The following is a 16,395-nucleotide window of genomic DNA, read 5'->3' on the forward strand; positions in this document are numbered from 1 at the left end:
GCTAGAAGTTGTATTTGTCCATGTTGTCGGCGGTGATATCAATCCAACCGTTGCCGTAGATGGTGTTACCCTTCAACGTGACGTTGTCGTATCCGCTGACGCCGAGGTCGGTGCCATCAGTGATGTCCTTCCCCTCGAGCACCATTTGCGCCACCTTGTTGCCCACGTATCCGTGGTCGGCGGGGTCCCAGGTGAAGATTTTGGTAATGGCTCCGCTCTTGAGCAGATCGCCTGAATACGAGACGATACTGGTGCCCATTACTGCGATCTGGCCGCTCTTGCCGGCCTCCTGTACCGCTTGGCCAATGCCGACTACATCGAAAGCGTCAGCGCCAAGAGCTCCCTTGAGATCTGGATACTTTTTCATCAACTGATTCATCTGCGCATAGGAGGTCTGCTGGCTGGAATTGGTGACGTTATAGTCACCCACCCATTCCATGTTGGGATACTTTTCTTTCTGGTACGAGACCGCTTCCTTAGTCCATTCCATTTGGCTTTGGCTGTTGAGCGCACCTACGAAGATGCCATATTGGCCAGTTTCATCCATACTTTTGGCTAGCTCGTCCATGATGTGGCGGCCATAAGCCTTATTGTCGAATGCTTCGACATCGTACACGGCATTTTTATCTGCCGGACTTTCCAGCGTGACCACTACCACGCCCTGTTGCTTGGCTTGCTTGATCACCGATTCGGTTTGCGCCACATCGATCGGGTCAATGATCAGCGCATGGACGCCTTGGGCAAGTGCATCCTGCGCCACTTGGTTCTCTTGTGCGGGATCAGCCTGAGAAGGGCCTTGCTCGAACGCATCTATACCGGTATCGGAAGCGAATTGTTTGACTCCGGTCTCCATGCGTTTGAACCAGTTGAATCCCATGGACTTCACAATGGTGGCGAATTTCAACTCGGATGCTTGTTTGCCGGCTCCTTTATAGGTTTGCGTAACATTTTCACTACCGGATTGTTGAGCGTTGGAATTAGATACTGCGGAACATCCAGTCAGGGCGAATGTCATAGCGATGATTGCCGTGAGTGTAGCTGCGAGCCGCTTCTTCATGATCGCACTCTTTTCTTTGCTTTTCGTTGTTATTGGTGCTTGTTTGCTTGCTGTTACGATGCAGCACAGTGAAACAGGTATGGCTTCGCCCTCGGTATGACCCATGTTGCTTTGCAGGGGCATACCGTCGTTTAAGCCATATGCATTGGTGAGATTAGTTGTTATTGATAATGTCGTTATGGATAACGCCAATAGGAGCTGAATTGGTGTGGAGCTATCCGGATCGTTGATAGGGCGACCCGAGCCGAAAGGGAAAGTCCGCCGATTGAATTTTGTTTATTCAATCGTTTTTTCTGTTTGTTTGAACTTGTTGATTTAAGCGTATCGTTACACGGCTTTACCTGTCAAAGACGCTTTCAGGCTCTCGCGGGCATGATTTTGTGCGCTGAAAATATCCTGAAACCGGCTGTTAACAAGGATTGTTAGCGTTCTCTAGTTGCAGTTGTTGAAAGACGTGATTCAAAAGGTTGGAGGCTTCTTATAACCGCCCAAAATATAACAATTGTTCGTTTGAACGCTTTGTGGCTGATGTCCGAACAGCTGGCTTGGATAGTTGAACATTGGCACAAATCTATGATTCAAACGGCTCCACGGACGATCTTGGTGACTCACATTAGTCATATCGATGTTACCGAACCGAAATACACATATGGCTGGCGATGATTGAAACGAACATTTTTTAAGCGCGGCGCACATTTAGAAAAATCTTGGAAATTTTCATGCAAGATATGATGCCGCGGTGTTGGCGGATACGCTCGATGCACTTAATGCGCTCAATACGTGTATATATTTTCCGAGGTGATGAATTCGGTGGAGTCGTCTGTTAGGTAGCGGTTTTCGGGTGGCTGCGTTCACGGGATTCTTGGTGAAGAGCATGAACTTCGTGTTGTCTGGGGAATACCCGTGGATGAGTGCCGCCATCGTTCCAAGGCCTCCGTTTCATTGAAGGAGCTCCTCCATATGATTCGCAAGCAACCGTCTGTCCTGCGGATTCGCGGCGATTGCATCGATATCGGCCCGTTCTCGTGCTATTGGATTGTTGCCCCACCATTTGTCGAGCTGCGTCGCGATGAAGGGGAGCATGCCGTTGGCTATGGATTGCAGCACGGAGTAGTATGCCGCAGACTCGCTCCTGACGCATCATCATTAGTTCTTTGCGAAGAGAACCAGGATCGTCGAATATGAACCTCGACACGTCGGCTTCGAAGCCTTCCGATTCATTGATGCGAGCCAGATAATATGATGTGCTACTGAACGTGGGCATCGAATCGGGGCATGCCAAAGAAGCTGAGCGCTATGCGAGGAGAAGTCTTCGGATTCAGCTTTGCGCTTTGTTGTATCGCAATGGAATACAGCGTGTCTTTGCCTTTGACGAATTCGCCGCTCAAAGCTGTCTTGCCCACACGCCGACGGCCATACAATACCACCATTCTAAAGGATCCGCTGGCATACAGCCGTTCCAACGTCTGCAACTCATGCTCATGTGCGATGAACATTCCGACCCCCTGCATCGCCGAATAACCATGCCACGATTAAGGTAATCACGGCATGGTTAATGAGTTACATCCAAGGAGAACTTCTGTACTTGTAGCATGCAAGCTGCGATAGTAACGCTTCTGTTTCTCTCATCCTGATTTTTGTCTGTAATCGTAACGTGATTGGTCCACTGGGTGGCAGAAGCTTGTGGACGCTCATCTGCGCACATGCACTATGGCACATCCAGCGAGTTAATCGGCGTAACGTTACCTCGGACATATCCAGGTTTGGTGGAACCGTGACGGCACTCGCTGGATTGTTTTCCTGCTCAAAATACACAAATCATCAATCGATGGTGGTGGTGATGTACTGAGCGGGGTAGCGTTGGGACTGGCATACACGTGCATGTTCTGGATAGTGTCCAATCGCGATATACATGACTGGCAGCTCGTAGTCTGGAATGTTGAGAATCTTGCGAGTCTGTTCATCCTGCTTACGACTAAACATGGCATTGAGTGGACATGCAGCGAGGCCTACGTACTCGAGTGCATAGAGCAGTGACATGGAGAATAGACCACCGTCCACGAAGGGTTCGTTGCGCTCCATATGATTCATGAACGCACGAATGTCGGAAGTAACAAGTACGAGAGCAGGAGGCGTAGGATATCCACGGTATCCCCCCTGAATATCTAGTAAAGTTTGGATTGTTTGAGGATTGAGTATTTCATAGATGCGTGTGGCCTGGCGGTTGCACACGGACGGCGTCTTCATCGAGATGTCCACAGCCTCGTCCAGCTCTTCCTTAGTGACTGGCTGGTCCGTATACTCGCGGATGGCGTATCGGCACTCAGCCAATGTCTTGAAATCAACATGGCGGTTGTTGACTTTATCGGTGCGGCCAAGAGTCAAAACACCAGCAAGCTTCACATCCGTATTGCAGATAGCGTTCCACAAATCGTCGGGGAACATGTTCCGCATATAAGTAAGGTCATAATCGATATCGTGATGTCGTTTTACGTATTCATGCAACGCGGATATTGCCTGCTGATAGACGAATGTATTGGCCGCGTCGTCACCTGTCTGTTGCAGTCGGGTCAGAAGCGTGGCCATGGCTTTGAGTACTCCTTTGCCGAAACCGGGGCGGAAGTTCTCATGGCTTAATCCTTTTTCAATCTGATGGGTGTGGAACATGATTTGTGTTTCAATCTGTCCACGTCCAGTGGAATTGGGGCGAGAATGATATTTCGCAAAGCGGCTTCGTTGTGTAGCTGTATCGGACATCAGTCCTCGCCAGTCGCGTATGTTGGCTCGCCATTCAAAAACGATTACCGGGATGAATTTCTTGATGATTTGCTTCATGGGTTGTTCTTTCGTTGCCTATTTGCGGATGATTCTGTGAATAAATGCTTGTCGTTCTTGGCCATTGGCGATGAATAGCCATGCTGCCGCACAGTAGATCGCGCTGTACAAGATTCCGTAGGAGAGAAATCCCGTGAGACCAGGGAGAACGATGATATGAGAGACGATTTCGCATATCGCGAGCACGCCTATGCTGGTTACGATGGTGGGCAGCATGTGCTTCCAGAAATAGGCCATGTCAAGTCCGATTCGATAGTGGTAGTACCAATTCATGAACAGGCCTGTACCTAAGAGAATGCTAGCCACGTATCCCCATGCGGTGGCCCAGTAACCATATGCAGGAATGAGAGCAACGCTGATGATGATATCGATTACGGACGTGAGGATATAAATCAGGCTACGGGTCTTGTGCCGGTTCTTTGCGCGTTGAATCTCGATACCGGTGTTCTGTGTCAGTGGAATGGCAACAGGCAGCACCATAATCAGAATCATCCAGTATGCGTCTTCGAATGTCGATCCGGCCCATATTTTGATGAAATATTGGCCGATGAGTGCGAACCCGCCATATATAAAACAGAACAGGATCATCTGGTAACGCCCCACGCGGGTCATGAGCTCGGTTAGGGCTTTGTTATCGTCCTTGGTGGCAACCATCCGGTTGATTTGAGGCACGAATACATTCGACATGGTGGTAGATAGGTTGAAGAAGATGTTCCTGATTTGCACGGCGATGGCGAACACGGCGACCGCTCCGGAGCTGGCCATGGCGCCCAAAAGGAAGTTGGGCACGTTGTTGTTGACCAGATCGAAGATTTGATTGAGAAAGATCCAAAAACTGAATATGGCTATCGCTTTAAACAGGGTTGTATCGAACCGAGCAAAGTCGAACCTCATTCCCAGGCGTTTTAGCGCATAACGAATGTTAATCAGAAGGAGGATCGTCGAAACAATGGCTTGCGCCATAGCAACACCTACCGCTCCGGTTCCTGCGAACAACAAAGCAACAGCCACACAAGGAACGGCCATGGTAGAGAACAGCTGGCGCGATTGTTGGAAGATGAACTGCTCATGGACCATGATGTATGAGTCAAACACCGAAGCGGGGAAGGATAGACACAGGTTGTAGACCATGATGATGATCAAGGCGCGGGCCAGCGTAATCTCCTCACCGGTCAGACCGTTGTGGAAGAGCGTTTCCGTATTGGCCCACAATACTGCGCCGCAGCATGCGCATATAAGCATGATGACGAGAAACACAATGAGATACATGCCATTAAGCCGGCGCACGCCTCGCTCATCACGCTTCGCTTTGTATCGCGAATAAAAACGCACGTACGCGGAGGTGAATCCCATACTCAGCAGAGACAGTGAGATGACCACGGAATTGGTCATCTGGAACACACCGTAATCACCTTTACCAAGGAAATGCAGAAGCAAAGGAGTGTAGAGAATATTGATGATGTTCTTGGCGACAATGTTGATATAGCCTAGGACAGCACCAGCCTTACGCTGTGAAACCATTGGCTTAGTCCTTGGTTTTGGATTCCATGGTCTGGATAGCCCACTTGAGCTCAGTCTCAAGGAAAAGAGAAGATTCCTTACGTTTGCATTCAAGATGGTCGCGAATGGTATCAAAATCGACACTCATAATATCGCCAAACTCAAATGTGCCCCAAAAACGATGGTCTATTCCAAGACTCTGATAGAGCGTTTCGAATCTACTATTCATGTTCAAAGAGCCTGTTCTGTTGAAATTAACGAATGGCACATTGAAGAGTATTGAAAAAATAGTGACATGGTAAGAGTCAGTAAGTACTAGCGATGCTTGCTTCAAAGCACCTAGAAATTGGGATGGATTAATATCAGTCAATGAATCAATGGAAAGCACTGGGAGATGGAGGTACTCAGAGATTTCGTGTACAGAAATGTCTGGCTTTCCTCCAAGGAACATAGAAAGAATGAACGGCTTGTCGGGTATTTGTTCATAAGGGGCGGAGATGGCCTCCCAATGTCTACGACCAATCATTAAAGTTGGATCAAGCACCACAGCGGCATTGCGACCGGTGATGGTCTGAATAATCTGTGCTCCACGGTGTTCGCGTACCGAAAGATATCTGAATCCTTCAAGCCTTTTCTGATATTGATGTATAAACTTTTCGGGAATATTATCGACAGAAAAACTCGGAGCATAGGTAAGCCGCTTTTCGTAAGGAGCGAAACGCAAGAAAAAGTTATCTCCGACAAATGGAGACATTGGATTCCATATCTGATCGCTACCAACAATAAAAGCATCGAAATCATTGCATATCGACAAATTTGGTTTTTTGAAGTTCAACTTTTTTCCATAGAACTTAATAAACCCATTATTGAAAGCTTCAAAATTAATTTCTCGCTTTCTTTCAACAATAAAACGAGAATGATGAAGCGCGCAATCGCGTGAAGACTTAAGGAATCGTTTTATCAAAGGTGAAGGATGAGATTGGCGTATAGTATACGCATGGCAGCCACATTCTTCAAGCAATGTTTGTAAAGCATAATTTTGCAATCGCTGACCAAGATTAGTTCCATCGGTAAAAGTTAAAATACCTATTTTCATTACAACAATCCTTTATTGAGATTAATAGTTTTTTTGCATGAAAAAGAACATAAAACACAGAAAAGAGATACTGAAACAGTAAGAGATGTAACAGTAAATATTTGTGTATAAATGCTTAATACGATGAAAAGTAATATAAGAGGAATAATGGTATAATATGAAAAGAATAATCTATATAAAAGTGATGTAATGATTATAAATAGGGCTGCTATTAAAAAAATACCGCCTAAACATAAGAAAACCCCGAAATCCGATTGCCCAAAATGCTCAAACCCAAAAGTACCTGGATCTGTCCACCTTGCGTTCCCGATTCCATAACCCATTAGTCGATTAGAATCATTTGATAGTGCATAAGTGATCATTCCAATGCGTTCGCTACTGCCATGAGCAGATCCTGCATAATAGATGCCTAGCAAAAATTCATGAACAATTTGATTAATAACATTATACAAAGGCGTATATCGATATATTAGATATACAAAAGGACATAAAAGAATGACAGCACCAATTATTTTTAGAGAAATTTTAAGTGCTTTAAATGAAACATTCTGATTACTGTTTACATAATTAACAAATAATGCGACTAAAAGATAGATAATAAATATTAGATAAAAACCTTTGTTGTCATTAAATAATGATAATATCGAAAAAAATACTACAATAAATACATTGAATATGGACAGTAAAGTTTTTTCATTTTGATATGAATGACAAGTACAATAATGATAATTAAGAAATATGATGAAACAAGTAAATAAAGTCATCATTGGGATGCCGTTATTGCCATATAATCCACTAATCAAATCAACAGCAAGTGTGTTATCGTTTTTCTTGATGCCAGTGAGCCAGTACTCTCCAGATAATTGTAAAAAAATAAATGGCAAATTAATTATAAAATACATATTAATTAATACAATCTTACCCATCAGAAAATCGTGTAAGAAACGTTTTTTTGACTGAGCAAGATCCAATAAATATATTATAATCAATAAAGGGACTATTATTTGATTAAAGTTATATAAAGCAATACTATAACTTCCGCCAAGTATTTTATAGTTTATAAAAAAATAAATGGAAATTAGAATAATTGAAATAATATTTCTTAATGACTTAACATTGATTATAAAGGAAATCAATATTAAAAACATTATAATAATATTAATAAATCTCGTTAGAGAGAGATACCTAAATATCATAACCTGAAGTAGAGCAATCCATAAAATTATATTATCCAATTTATCGGAAGCGTGTATAAAATTTTTTGTTCTCATCAATAATTCACCCTCAAAAGTCTGTAAATTAATGTAAAGATTAAATTTTTTTTAGGTTTATATAATAATTCGGAAAAGTAATCCTTATTTCCATTGCTAAATATAAAATCTGATATATCGTTATTTTGATAAATATTTACATTTGTAAATTTATCTTTGTATTTAATGACATCCATTTTAGTAGTAGAATAATCAGATAAATATCTTTTGCATTCACTAAGTGAGGAGAACACTAAACCACAGTTATATTTTTTTACTGATGCAGCGATATTGCCACTGTGCGAGTTTGTTAAAACATAGCATCCAGCTTCAAGTGCCTCAAAAAATGTGTAACAATATGTCTCATCCCATGTTGACCAAAGAAATGCAATATCAATATTATGCTTCTTTAGTTGAGGTACCATACCCGGTTTTTTAGAATCCTGAAAATCAACAGTAAAACAATTGACTCTATCATCATCTATTTTGTCAAATCAATTGTATCTAGTAATTTACACCATTCAGGAAATCCTTTATGAGACGCTGTAGATCCTATATATGCTATTCTGATTTTCTTATTAATTGGTTTATGTAGTATATTAGAAGATTTTTCAATCTTTAAATGATTGCGGATAATCGACATCGATGCATATTCAGGAAAACCGAGTAGCCAATTATTCATTGCCACTTCCGAAGGAGCAATTACTTTATAAATTAGTTTTTTAATGGACTGAAGAAACTTTCTACAGTTTAAATAATGCTCTCTATTATAAGGGTAATATTTGCATATTCTACATCTGCTAAGTGAAGGTACGCCAAATGACAAACGACATAATTTGCCAAGCCCATCATGAGATAATATATTTTCACAAATCATATCATAGTCATGAATAATAATATCAATCGGCAGATTAAGATGATTAAGAGCTTGGGAAAGATAATCTAAATTCCATCCATGAAGATGATTAATCTGCACACCAGAATAACAAAATTTATTTCTTAAAGCAATGTATTCCAGTACATCGATAAGTGTGGATTCGGAATATATTCCATCAAAAGAATCATCGATGTTAACAGCAAATAATTCTTTTTTAAATTTATTATTGATCTCAATAACTGGAAATAATTGAACTACATGAATATCATGTAATTGGAGCAATTTAGAAATATCTGTTATAAATTTTTCCGTACCGGAACTCTTGATTCGATAATTGCTATGAGAAATAATTACTATTGCTTTATTCATTATAATTTCTGCCAATAATCAATCTAGATATTAATTTATATCCATTTATAATACCTTTTAATATCGATTTGATTTTATCAAATTTATTCTTTTCAAAAAGACAAACTCTAAACAATATATATATATTTCTAATGTTTCCTCGAATAAAATGAAGTATTAAACTATTTTTAGCGGGATAATAGATATTATTTTGTGCAATATAATATAAGCGAAATGCGTTATGCTCAAAAAATGTGTATTTAAGCTTACCGAAACAAATGGTTGTTGGAGTTCCCAATGAATGTTCGAGCTTTACGAGTGAAGTTTGTACAATCTTGTATCCTGCTTTTCTTAAACGAAAACAGAAATCAAAATCTACGCTATCAATAAACAAAACCTCGTCGAAGCCACCAACTGTATCCCATGCCGATACGGATGTGCAGGCGCCGGATGTAATACATGTTCTTACAAATCCGTAATCAAGCTTTGGCTTATGACCTATAATAACATTCGATCTATCAACAATAACTGGTGCAGCTATACCTACTTTGGGAATATCGTTTATTAATGGGATTAGGTATTTAAAATAATTATTGGGGCAAACTGAATCCTGATCTAATGTTAAGACCCACTCAAACTTATTCTCTTCAGCATATTTAAAAGCTATATTTAATGCTTTAGCAATTCCGTAATTCTCTTTACATTTAATTAGATGTGCATTATATTTGACGGCAATACTTGTTATCGAATCTATATTATTTGAACAATTGTCGACTATGACCAATTCATTAACTTGATTAGTTATAGACTCAATGTTTTTTATTAATAAATGGTCGTCGGGATTATAAGTAATAATACTGCAAAGTATGTTGTAATTCTGTTGTTCTGATTTCATACATTACAATCCTTTTTTGCCATGCGAAGAGAGGGATTAAATAGATACTCAATTATGAGTAATTTGCCATTCTGGTACTTGTTTTTTTAAACCTTCAGTCGTTCCTTTTATTATTGCCTTTAAAACTTTCTTTTTATTATCTGCTCTGATAAAACTGGGAATAATATAACATGGAATAAAGCCTAGATAGCTATGGCAATTATAATTATTAAAACCTACTTTTCCATATGCACGTAGTTTTCGGTTTGCGTAAATAATATTCCGACATGTGTAGTATACTCTTAATGGAGACACGTTTTTTTTGTACGAAAGCTTTGCTATATTTTGACAATGCAAAATTTCACTTAGCTTTATCCATAGTTTTTGTTGAAATCTTTGTTTTGGTTCAATATTCCCGAATTCTTGATCTAATACCCACTGATTTAATCGAATTATCTTATAGCCACTAGCTGTTAATCGTTTGCAAAACTCATTATCTACAAGATCGATAAACATGTACTCATCAAATTCGCCTATTTCCTTCCACGCTTTGATAGATGTACAGCTTCCTGAAGTAATTGTCTCTTTTATGTAATCTATTCTGTTGTTATCTATTACCTTCAGATATGGTCTTCTCTTGTCAAAATACTGAGGACATATAATACCAATTTTGCTGTCTTTGGTATGGGACTCAAAATCCTGAAGCATACCTTTTTCTATAATAGAATCTTGGTCTAAGGTAAGCATCCATGTGAATCCGTCATTCATTGCTTTTCTCATTAGATAATTTAAGGCATAGGCTATTCCGTGATTATGATTATCTGTATAATAGTCGGCATTATCAGGAATCTTGATATTATTATTATTTGTTGAATTATCGTATATGTATAACTTTTCAACCTGAGATGCTGTAATGCGAATATTATCATTTACTCGCGAGATGTTATCTGGGTTAAATATGACAATTCCTGCCGCAATTGTATTCTTCATATGTTCCTTAATGAGTATCAAATATTAGTGTAATAATTTTTTGACGATTACTTCTAATCGTTCATTAAATAATGCATTATTGCTTATCGTGTTTACTTGTATTGATCGAGCAATTTGATCATAATTCTGTATTGCCGAATAAATATCTTTAATGTTGTATATGGGTATAATGTTATTAAAGCGTTTTGTCACCGCTTCAATAAAATCCACTTGATGATTATTGATATGCTCGTTAAACTCCACTTTTCGAGGTACCACAATAGGTATTTTTCCTTCTTTGAGTGGCATTAAGAAACTGGAAGGACCTCCGTGCGAAATCACAATATGAGCTTCATCCACTTTTTGTTGCATTTCATCATAAGGAAGAAACTTCTTCCACTCGCAATGCTTAGGCTCATAGGTGCTGTACCCGGTTTGCATGAACACTGGTTCATCAATCACACCTTCGCCTTTAAGCTCATCCACAGCCCTAATCAGACGATTAAACGGCTGCTCGTGTGTCCCGACAGTTACAAATATCATAAAAAGAACTTCCTTAGAACACACTGCCTAAGTTGATGGCTTTGGGATAAACGTTGAGCATCTCTTCCCATTCAACGATGAACCGATCAGTCACCGGTGTGACGAGACGTCCTGTGAGCGTGGGTTTGTCAATTCGATCGAACACTTCCAAGTAAACGGTCTTGGCACCAAATAATTTGCCCAGCCAAAAGAAGGGGACAGCAATGGCTGCACCAGACGAAATTATTAGATCTGGACGCTCTCGCCGCAACACCTTCCACGCCAATACAGTATTGCGAAACAGATTAGGTATATTACGGTTCGTGGGAAAGAAGCAATGATACACTTTCTCTCCCTGAAGTGCGCTATTGGCATCTTCCTTATCGAAAGTCACCCAGAAACGATTGTGCTTACTCCAAAACGGCTTTAGCATTATCAAATGAGTCAAATGGCCGCCGCTGGAACTGACCAAACATACTTTCATTAGGCGCTCACCGAAATCATGATGACGGGGAGATTGAATCTGACATAACCGCCCTTATCGGCTAAAACCGCGGAGAAGAGCGCTAAAACCTTGATTTTTCAACAAAAAATTCGGTAATCTAAACACAGTGTGAAGAAGCATTGCAAAGACCGAGAAGGCACTTGGAGCTTGGAGACACCCGAGCGTATACTCTCTGTGAGAATTGTCCGAGAAGCGAGAACACGGGAGAATGGGTATGGATAACCTAAAAATAGCCGATAAGGGCGGTTATGGCAGTTTTGCTCCCGTAATGGGCGAATAGGGTGCCGACTGCCATGTCGGAGACTCTTCGTGTTGCCCAGGTTGTTGGCCGGATGATGGGTGGTGGCGTCGAGGCCACCGTGATGAACCATTACCGCCATATCGACCGGGACAAGATCCAGTTCGATTTCATAGTACAGGATGACTCGACCGTCGTACCCGCCGAGGAGATCGAGTCCCTGGGCGGACGCGTGTTCACCATCCCCTCCTACAAGCAGCTGCCTTTATATATAAAGGAGTGCGAGAGGCTGTTCCGCGAGCTCAAGCCGACGATCGTGCACTCACATATGAACGCGTTGAGCGTATTCCCCTTGGGCGCCGCCAAACGGGCCGGGGTACCCGTGCGCATCGCCCACAGCCATTCCACATCCAATCCGCGCGAATACGCGAAGACCGCGGTGAAGATGGCGCTGCGCCCGTTCTCCCACGTATATCCCACGCATTACGCGGCCTGCTCGCACTACACCGCCCAATGGCTGTTCGGCAACAAGCTGGATGCCAGCGGCCAGGTGCGCATCATCCATAACGCCATCGAACCTGAGAGGTTCCGCTTTGATGCAGATGTGCGTGCCGCCAAGCGGACCGAGCTGGGCATTGCCGATGATCAGCTGCTCATCGGACAGGTGGGCCGCATGTGCTTTCAGAAGAACCAACTGTTCACCCTGGATGTGTTCAAACAGGTTCTCGAGCGCCGCCCAGACGCAATCCTCGCCCTCGCCGGAGACGGCGACATGATGGACGAGGTCAAGCAGCGTATTCAGGAATTGGGTATCGAACGATCCGTACGCGTGCTCGGCATCCGCAACGACATGAACGAATTATGCCAGGCGTTCGATGTGCTCGCGCTCCCCTCCACGTACGAGGGACTATCCGTGGTGGCCGTGGAAGCACAGGCCGCCGGTCTGCCGATTCTGGCCTCGACCAACGTGTCTCGAGAGACCGCCGTCATTCCCGGACTCATACGGTTCATCCCACTCAACAACCAACCGCAGTGGATCAATGCCTTGGCCTTCACACCCATAACCGGCCAGCACCAGGACACCCATAATCTCATACGCCAAGTCGGATACGACATCAACGACAGCGCCCAACAACTCGGTGAATGGTACACACAGCTCACTCTCAAGCGTCAGTAACAAGCGAAAACAGTCCAAGAACGCGAAAAAAGACATGCAAGAAAAATCATCGATAGCACCCGACACAGGCAATGAGGAATCGCACTCTCCTCTAGTAACAGTTATTGTTCCGGTATACAACGTGGAGCAATACGTAGAACAGTGCTTAGACAGTATTTCCAGTCAAACTTACCGGAATCTTGAAATCATCGTTATCGATGATGGCTCTACAGATGAATCTGGTCGTATCTGCGATGAATTCGCAAGCCGTGATTCACGAGCCACTGTTATTCACGAAGATAATTGTGGCTTGAGCGGCGCACGCAACAATGGGATTCGTTTAAGTCATGGTGAATGGATCTCATTCATCGATTCCGATGACTATCTCTCACCTATATATATAGAAACGCTGATATCGACAGCATTGCAGACAAAGTCGCCGATTGCTCGCGTCCCATTTGGAAAGCCTTTCACTGATGGGCAAACATGCACTTTGACAAATTCCATCAAGGAAGTCCCATCTCCCACCGTGCTTTCATCCCAACAGATGCAAAAAGACCTGTTATATCAGCAATACGATACAGCGATGCAATGGGGAGTATATGAAAGATGGACTCTTGGAGATGATCCGTTCCCACTAGGCCTGTATTACGAAGATCTCGCCACTTTATATAGAGCCATTCACCGCATATCACAAGTCGCAATGGTGGAATGTCGAGAAATATATGCCTATCGCATGCGGTCCGATAGCCAAATCCGTCAATCCTTTAGACCAGTGAAAGCACAGTCCGCTCTTAAAGTGAGCGAACAACTAGAAAATGAAATATGTAACTGGTATCCGGAGTTAGCAGCTGCCGCGGCTTCCCGATGCTTCTCCGTAAACCGAATGGTATTTGCTCAGATTCCAATCCAAGAAAAGCAGACGCGCAATATTATTTGGCAACGTCTAAAGCGCTACCGTTCCACTGTGCTCATAGATCATGAAGCACGAACCCGAGAACGAATAGCCGCTTTCATCACTTTGCTAGGAATCTGGCCGTTCACATGGTTTTGCAGTGTTTGCAGGCATATCGGACTGATGCGCTGAAAGAGGAAGATATGGCGAAATACGATAGCCTACTAAGCATAGCGAAAGTATTAAAGCGCGTTCCCGGGTTAAAAAGTACGACACGTCAGTATAACCGTTGGCGCCATTCCATGATTGAGAATAAGCTCTCTCCTTTCTTGAAACAAGCAGAATCTGCATGTTTCAACACAACCAGGCCAGTACCCTATTCATCAATCAAGGACCCAGGTATCATCTGGATATTCTGGTGGCAAGGTATCGATACCGCACCTGAGATAGTACGCTATTGCATAAATTCCATCAAAACTCACGCTGGTCATCGTCGTGTAATTCTTATAGACAAAGACAATATTCGCCAATATACAACTCTGTCTGAGCATGTGTTCGATTTAGTGAATTCGGGCGCCATAACACTCACACATCTGTCTGACTTATTAAGGTTCAATCTGCTCTACAACTATGGCGGATTGTGGATGGATGCCACATTATTAACCACGGAATCACTTGACTCTGTTGATACCAGTACGTTATTCACTTGTTCCGGATTCAACGACCCGACACTATTCAATGTCAGCGAAGGACGCTGGACCGGGTTTTTCATTGGAGGCCCTGCTGGACAGCCTTTGTTCCTATTCATGGATAATTTTTTTTCCAACTATTGGCAGAACAACAGCGAAATGCCGGACTATTTCCTTATTGATTATGCTCTTGATTACGCATGGTCCAGCAATATCGGCAACTTCAGAAATACTTGCCTACGGTATAAAGATATTCAACCACGAATGTTTGATCTACAACAATCACTTTCAAATACATCTTTTCTTTCGATGCATTGGGAAGAAATTACCGATAAAACCTATATATTCAAACTCTCATATAAGAAGACAACATCCACTCAAGCCAAATACCTAATGAGGCAAATCAATCAAACCAAATTTAAACCTTACAAGAAATAATAAATAGAAATGATATATTTTGTCATATTTGGAATATCCGCATGTATTTCCATATTATCAGACTATTACATTCAAAAGAGTCATCTTGGTAAAAAAGATGTCAGAGTCTGGTTTTTTGCATTTATAGCAATCACTGTTGTCAGTATATTAAATGGGATAAGAGATTATTCCATCGGAACAGATATCCAAGTTTACGGAAACAGTGTTTTTATTTATGCCGCACAATCCCACTCTCTTACACAATTCCTTGACTTATGCGTCAATAGTATTGGAATGACAGAATATGGATACGCTCTGCTGAACTATATTGTTGCAAGATTCTCAACAAGCCCTCATGTTTTTTATTTAATACTTGGAATATTAACGAACAGCCTTGTATATTGGGGCATTACTCGTATGCAAAAATTTAGCGGCATACCTCTGGCTTGGCTAACGTATCTATTAGTGTTCTACCCCTCAACCTTGAATCTTTTAAGACAATCACTCGCCATAGCCATAATATTTGTAATGTGCACATATGCATTTGATAAACGCTACAAACTTAGTGTTATTCTAATTATTCTAGCTTATACCATGCATCACAGTGCAATACTGGGGTTTTATCTACTATTCTTTATATGGCTGCTCCAAAGAAAACAAGATAAAAAGCGACACACATTCTATCTAATTATATTTTCATTTCTCACAGCCTCCTTATATGCAATAATAAGTTGGCTAAATTCTACAGGATACATTCAAGATAAATATTCACAATATATCACTATACCTTCAGAATCTATCAGCCTAGCGAATTCGATTCTCATTCGTATACCATTTATCATATTAATACTTTTCATATTAGCCAACAACTCAACAATATCATTAAAACAACAAATACTTTATATTTTTATAATAGGAGAAATACTTTTATTACCATTGCAACTTATTTCCGCCACAGCATTCAGAATCAGCCTTTATTTTGGTATTTTTAAAATTCTTGTTTATCCTAATGTACTCAAAGAAGTTCAAGGATTGACATTCACTAAAAATGCCATATATATAGCTTTCCTTCTTTTCTATTTTATATGGCAAATAATCATCCAAGGATCCAACGAAGTGTATCCATTTGTAATCGCCAATGATTTATCACTCTTCTAGATAGAAATA

General features: G+C 41.6%; 16 protein-coding genes. 4 read left to right on the forward strand and 12 right to left on the reverse strand.

The window, feature by feature from the left end; translation table 11 throughout:
• Window position 1 precedes the first annotated feature (1 nt).
• The 12 genes from F7D08_RS05985 to pssD all read right to left on the reverse strand — a co-directional run bounded on the left by F7D08_RS05985 (window position 2) and on the right by pssD (window position 11,800).
• Entirely contained in the window at window positions 2-1,162 is a 1,161-nt protein-coding gene (locus tag F7D08_RS05985; protein ID WP_193316213.1) for a substrate-binding domain-containing protein, read from the reverse strand.
• A 1,142-nt stretch (window positions 1,163-2,304) separates the two neighbouring features.
• Window positions 2,305-2,553: an ATP-binding protein gene (locus tag F7D08_RS09825; RefSeq protein ID WP_226803400.1), complete on the reverse strand. Its 249-nt coding sequence runs from the start codon at window positions 2,551-2,553 to the stop codon at window positions 2,305-2,307.
• A gap of 325 nt (window positions 2,554-2,878) precedes the next feature.
• Window positions 2,879-3,892: a nitroreductase family protein gene (locus F7D08_RS05995; protein ID WP_152209762.1), complete on the reverse strand. Its 1,014-nt coding sequence runs from the start codon at window positions 3,890-3,892 to the stop codon at window positions 2,879-2,881.
• 18 nt (window positions 3,893-3,910) lie between these two features.
• A complete protein-coding gene (locus F7D08_RS06000) occupies window positions 3,911-5,413 on the reverse strand; it encodes a lipopolysaccharide biosynthesis protein (protein ID WP_152209763.1) in 1,503 nt (500 codons plus the stop codon).
• Window positions 5,414-5,417: 4 nt separating this feature from the next.
• Window positions 5,418-6,488: a polysaccharide pyruvyl transferase family protein gene (locus tag F7D08_RS06005; protein WP_152209764.1), complete on the reverse strand. Its 1,071-nt coding sequence runs from the start codon at window positions 6,486-6,488 to the stop codon at window positions 5,418-5,420.
• Window positions 6,488-7,414, reverse strand: a complete 927-nt coding sequence (locus F7D08_RS06010) for a hypothetical protein (protein WP_152209765.1) — start codon at window positions 7,412-7,414, stop codon at window positions 6,488-6,490. The genes F7D08_RS06005 and F7D08_RS06010 overlap by 1 nt, the downstream gene beginning before the upstream one ends.
• Window positions 7,415-7,758: 344 nt before the next feature.
• Window positions 7,759-8,163, reverse strand: a complete 405-nt coding sequence (locus tag F7D08_RS06015; protein ID WP_152209766.1) for a hypothetical protein — start codon at window positions 8,161-8,163, stop codon at window positions 7,759-7,761.
• Window positions 8,164-8,219: 56 nt separating this feature from the next.
• Complete coding sequence (locus F7D08_RS06020) at window positions 8,220-8,984, reverse strand: hypothetical protein (RefSeq protein WP_152209767.1); 765 nt, start codon at window positions 8,982-8,984, stop codon at window positions 8,220-8,222.
• Complete coding sequence (locus F7D08_RS06025; protein WP_152209768.1) at window positions 8,977-9,858, reverse strand: glycosyltransferase family 2 protein; 882 nt, start codon at window positions 9,856-9,858, stop codon at window positions 8,977-8,979. The genes F7D08_RS06020 and F7D08_RS06025 overlap by 8 nt, the downstream gene beginning before the upstream one ends.
• 48 nt (window positions 9,859-9,906) lie before the next feature.
• Window positions 9,907-10,827 carry a glycosyltransferase gene (locus tag F7D08_RS06030; protein ID WP_152209769.1) on the reverse strand — a complete coding sequence of 307 codons (921 nt, stop codon included), beginning with the start codon at window positions 10,825-10,827 and terminating at the stop codon, window positions 9,907-9,909.
• A gap of 24 nt (window positions 10,828-10,851) precedes the next feature.
• A complete protein-coding gene (locus F7D08_RS06035) occupies window positions 10,852-11,349 on the reverse strand; it encodes a glycosyltransferase (protein ID WP_152209770.1) in 498 nt (165 codons plus the stop codon).
• 13 nt (window positions 11,350-11,362) lie between these two features.
• Window positions 11,363-11,800, reverse strand: coding sequence for a PssD/Cps14F family polysaccharide biosynthesis glycosyltransferase (pssD, locus tag F7D08_RS06040; RefSeq protein ID WP_226803401.1), 438 nt, complete (start codon window positions 11,798-11,800; stop codon window positions 11,363-11,365).
• A 326-nt stretch (window positions 11,801-12,126) separates the two neighbouring features.
• Here pssD and F7D08_RS06045 point away from each other — a divergent pair, with 326 nt between their 5' ends.
• Genes F7D08_RS06045 through F7D08_RS06060 form a run of 4 tightly spaced genes read left to right on the forward strand, consistent with a single transcriptional unit; the run spans window position 12,127 to window position 16,386 of the window.
• Window positions 12,127-13,248, forward strand: coding sequence for a glycosyltransferase family 1 protein (locus F7D08_RS06045; protein ID WP_152209772.1), 1,122 nt, complete (start codon window positions 12,127-12,129; stop codon window positions 13,246-13,248).
• Window positions 13,249-13,282: 34 nt separating this feature from the next.
• Window positions 13,283-14,314: a glycosyltransferase family 2 protein gene (locus F7D08_RS06050; RefSeq protein WP_152209773.1), complete on the forward strand. Its 1,032-nt coding sequence runs from the start codon at window positions 13,283-13,285 to the stop codon at window positions 14,312-14,314.
• A gap of 11 nt (window positions 14,315-14,325) precedes the next feature.
• Complete coding sequence (locus tag F7D08_RS06055) at window positions 14,326-15,249, forward strand: capsular polysaccharide synthesis protein (RefSeq protein WP_152209774.1); 924 nt, start codon at window positions 14,326-14,328, stop codon at window positions 15,247-15,249.
• Between the two features lie 9 nt (window positions 15,250-15,258).
• Window positions 15,259-16,386 carry an EpsG family protein gene (locus F7D08_RS06060; RefSeq protein WP_152209775.1) on the forward strand — a complete coding sequence of 376 codons (1,128 nt, stop codon included), beginning with the start codon at window positions 15,259-15,261 and terminating at the stop codon, window positions 16,384-16,386.
• The last annotated feature ends 9 nt before the right edge of the window (window positions 16,387-16,395 follow it).

The sequence above is a fragment of the Bifidobacterium cebidarum genome, from assembly GCF_009193305.1.
Classification (GTDB): Bacteria; Actinomycetota; Actinomycetes; order Actinomycetales; family Bifidobacteriaceae; genus Bifidobacterium; species Bifidobacterium cebidarum.

What these genes read in the sequence shown, in the direction of transcription:
- F7D08_RS05985 (WP_193316213.1), bottom strand. Translation starts at nt 1,162, where the DNA reads ATGGGTCATACCGAGGGCGAAGCCATACCTGTTTCACTGTGCTGCATC.
- F7D08_RS09825 (WP_226803400.1), bottom strand. Translation starts at nt 2,553, where the DNA reads ATGTTCATCGCACATGAGCATGAGTTGCAGACGTTGGAACGGCTGTAT.
- F7D08_RS05995 (WP_152209762.1), bottom strand. Translation starts at nt 3,892, where the DNA reads ATGAAGCAAATCATCAAGAAATTCATCCCGGTAATCGTTTTTGAATGG.
- F7D08_RS06000 (WP_152209763.1), bottom strand. Translation starts at nt 5,413, where the DNA reads ATGGTTTCACAGCGTAAGGCTGGTGCTGTCCTAGGCTATATCAACATT.
- F7D08_RS06005 (WP_152209764.1), bottom strand. Translation starts at nt 6,488, where the DNA reads ATGAAAATAGGTATTTTAACTTTTACCGATGGAACTAATCTTGGTCAG.
- F7D08_RS06010 (WP_152209765.1), bottom strand. Translation starts at nt 7,414, where the DNA reads ATGGGTAAGATTGTATTAATTAATATGTATTTTATAATTAATTTGCCA.
- F7D08_RS06015 (WP_152209766.1), bottom strand. Translation starts at nt 8,163, where the DNA reads ATGGTACCTCAACTAAAGAAGCATAATATTGATATTGCATTTCTTTGG.
- F7D08_RS06020 (WP_152209767.1), bottom strand. Translation starts at nt 8,984, where the DNA reads ATGAATAAAGCAATAGTAATTATTTCTCATAGCAATTATCGAATCAAG.
- F7D08_RS06025 (WP_152209768.1), bottom strand. Translation starts at nt 9,858, where the DNA reads ATGAAATCAGAACAACAGAATTACAACATACTTTGCAGTATTATTACT.
- F7D08_RS06030 (WP_152209769.1), bottom strand. Translation starts at nt 10,827, where the DNA reads ATGAAGAATACAATTGCGGCAGGAATTGTCATATTTAACCCAGATAAC.
- F7D08_RS06035 (WP_152209770.1), bottom strand. Translation starts at nt 11,349, where the DNA reads ATGATATTTGTAACTGTCGGGACACACGAGCAGCCGTTTAATCGTCTG.
- F7D08_RS06045 (WP_152209772.1), top strand. Translation starts at nt 12,127, where the DNA reads ATGTCGGAGACTCTTCGTGTTGCCCAGGTTGTTGGCCGGATGATGGGT.
- F7D08_RS06050 (WP_152209773.1), top strand. Translation starts at nt 13,283, where the DNA reads ATGCAAGAAAAATCATCGATAGCACCCGACACAGGCAATGAGGAATCG.
- F7D08_RS06055 (WP_152209774.1), top strand. Translation starts at nt 14,326, where the DNA reads ATGGCGAAATACGATAGCCTACTAAGCATAGCGAAAGTATTAAAGCGC.
- F7D08_RS06060 (WP_152209775.1), top strand. Translation starts at nt 15,259, where the DNA reads ATGATATATTTTGTCATATTTGGAATATCCGCATGTATTTCCATATTA.